We start from the raw sequence: 2617 nt of genomic DNA on the forward strand, positions 1-2617 counted from the left end.
TCAGTTTGCTGCTGGTCAAAGGTCTATTTAGAGTACCCCTTTCGGCTAGCGAAATAGAACCCGTTTCTTCAGATACAACAATACACAAACAGTTTTCGACGCGCTCAGTAATTCCCATTGCCGCCCGGTGGCGCGTACCCAGCTGCCGCGAAGCCGTGCGTTCCGAAAGCGGCAAAATCACCCCAGCCGCCATAATCCGAGAACCGCCAATCAAAACCGCCCCATCGTGCAATAGGGTAGTCGTCTGGAAAATAGTTTGCAAAAGTTCTTTCGACACTTCCGCATCGAGTTTTACACCCGGAACAGAAAAATCTCGTTCGTCGATCGGACTGCTGGTTTCCATCACAATTAGCGCACCGATCCGGTTTTGCGAAAGTTCCTTAACCGCATCGACAATTTCATCGATCACACTATCTGCCTGAGCCGTAGTTCTCCCGGAGGAGTGAAACAGCTGCGTGATTTCCCCCCGACCTAATTGTTCCAGAAATCGACGAAATTCGGACTGGAAGATCACAGCCATCGCCACAGCAGAGCCCACCACCAACTTTTCCAGCACAAAATTCAACAGAGCCAGCTTCAGACTGTTACTCACAGCCGTTGCCAGCATGAGGACAATAAATCCCCTAACTACCCAAAGGGTGCGTCGCTCACCAATGATGACAAGCACCACATAAGTGAGAGCCAGAACCAAACCGACATCAAGCAAGGAATGAGTCCAGCTTAGGTTTGTCAGCAGTCGCTCAAGCGCATCTCCCATTAGATTTGCTAATCGTTAGTGGTTAGTAGGGGCGGGTTTCTCAATCTGCCCCTACAGCTATTGCTAGGGGCGGGGAAAGCTTTCCCCGCCTATACAGAAGTTAGCAATTAGCGGTGATTGCCAACTAATTACTAACTACATAACTACTATCGACTGTTTAGCTTCAGTCGTTCTGGGAGACGATCCTGTCGCACCAAGTCTTGATAAGTTTCTCGCTGCAAGATCGTGTTAGCTTCCCCATCTTTCACTAAAACCCCTGCCGGTTTGGGCACGCGATTGTAATTGGAAGCCATGCTGTAATTGTAAGCACCAGTACTCATAACTACGAGGATGTCTCCCGGTTCGGTTTGAGGCAGCTGGATATCTTTGATGAGAACGTCTCCCGATTCACAGTGTAACCCTGCAATTGTTAACGTTTCCGTTAAAGGAGCCGACATCCGATTGGCCACTACAGCTCGATAAACTGATTGGTAGGTAATCGGACGGGGATTGTCAGACATACCACCATCAACCGACAGGTAAGTGCGTATGTCCGGAACCTCTTTGCGGCTGCCCAAGGTGTAAGCTGTGACGCAAGCAGGGCCAACCAGAGAACGTCCGGGTTCGCACATCAGCGTCGGCAGAGGTACTTGCTGTGCTTGGCAGGATGCGACGATCGATTCGCTCACCGTTTTCACCCACGCTTCGATACTGGGAGGATCGTCTGCTTCCGTGTAGCAAATTCCTAAGCCACCACCGATATTCAAGCGCGTCACCGGCAATCCCAAGGAGGCTGCTTTATCCAGCCACTGCACCATTACCCCAGCCAAATCGCGATGGGGTTGCAGCTCGAAAATTTGAGAGCCGATGTGAGCGTGTATTCCCACACAACAGAGCGAAGCAGCTTGGCTGACAAAACTCAGTACCTCATCGACTTGGTTGGGATCGAAGCCAAATTTACTGTCTAGGTGGCCAGTGCGGATATATTCATGGGTGTGGCATTCAATACCGGGGGTCAGCCGCAGCATTATTTTAACTGCTGAGGAGGTATTTGCCAAAGAAGCCAAAGTTTTTAGCTCCAGCCAATTATCGACCACGATCGTGCAGCCGGACTCTACGGCAAACTCAAGTTCGCCACGGGATTTATTGTTACCGTGAAAATAGAGCCATTCCGGATTGACACCGGCTGATATAGCAGTGTATAATTCGCCACCAGATACAACGTCTACTGCCAAACCTTCACTTGCCACGATCGCGCAAATAGCAAGGCAATTCCAAGCCTTCGAGGCATAAACAATCTGAGAATTACCCGGATAGTAGCGCTTAAAATTATCCCGATACTGACGGCAAGCCGTCCTCAGTGTTTCTTCATCCAAAATATACAGCGGCGATCCGAATTGCCGAACGAGAGTAGTTACATCACAACCGCCAATTTCCAGGCAATCACGGTTGTTTACCTTGGCTGTAAGCGGTAGAAGTTGTTGATTGGGCGAAACAGTCTCTGATGTATTGGTGGTAGGTGGCAAATACTGACTGCCAGAATTGCGAACCTCTACCGGGTGAGTTGATACCATAATGTGGGAACGATCCAACGTTAGAATGACAGGCGTAAGTGCGTCTCGTTAATCAGTGTACAATTGAGGGCTCTTAACTTTTTAAACATAAAACCGCTGACCGCAGAACTACTACCCGCAGTAGTCGAACTCGATCGACTGTGTTTTGGTGGACTTTGGACTCTGGAGGGCTATCAAAAAGAGTTAGATAGTCGCAACAGCGATATTATTGTTCTTCTGGAAGACGATCGCAGCGAGGCAAAACCTGCAAATGAATCCCCCGACTCCCCTACTTTCCGACTCCCCCCCTTACTTTCTCAACCTACAC

General features: G+C 49.5%; 2 protein-coding genes and 1 pseudogene. 1 reads left to right on the forward strand and 2 read right to left on the reverse strand.

Annotation, left to right across the window (positions count from 1 at the left end; all coding sequences use genetic code 11):
* Both cdaA and lysA read right to left on the reverse strand, forming a co-directional pair.
* Nucleotides 1-757, reverse strand: a 757-nt coding sequence (cdaA, locus tag H6S82_RS28365; protein ID WP_191057115.1) for a diadenylate cyclase CdaA, incomplete at its 3' end; no start/stop codon positions are given.
* Between the two features lie 146 nt (nucleotides 758-903).
* Nucleotides 904-2310 carry a diaminopimelate decarboxylase gene (lysA, locus tag H6S82_RS28370; RefSeq protein ID WP_190473203.1) on the reverse strand — a complete coding sequence of 469 codons (1407 nt, stop codon included), beginning with the start codon at nucleotides 2308-2310 and terminating at the stop codon, nucleotides 904-906.
* A gap of 63 nt (nucleotides 2311-2373) precedes the next feature.
* On the opposite strand from lysA, the pseudogene H6S82_RS28375 reads away from it, so the two are divergent.
* Nucleotides 2374-2617: pseudogene (locus tag H6S82_RS28375) on the forward strand (ribosomal-protein-alanine N-acetyltransferase); the annotation flags it as partial.

Origin of the sequence: Planktothrix sp. FACHB-1355, assembly GCF_014748295.1 — a bacterium.
GTDB classification, from domain to species: domain Bacteria; phylum Cyanobacteriota; class Cyanobacteriia; order Cyanobacteriales; family Aerosakkonemataceae; genus Aerosakkonema; species Aerosakkonema funiforme_A.

Excerpts from the sequence above, each read along its gene's own strand:
- lysA (WP_190473203.1), bottom strand. The coding sequence starts at position 2,310 with ATGGTATCAACTCACCCGGTAGAGGTTCGCAATTCTGGCAGTCAGTAT.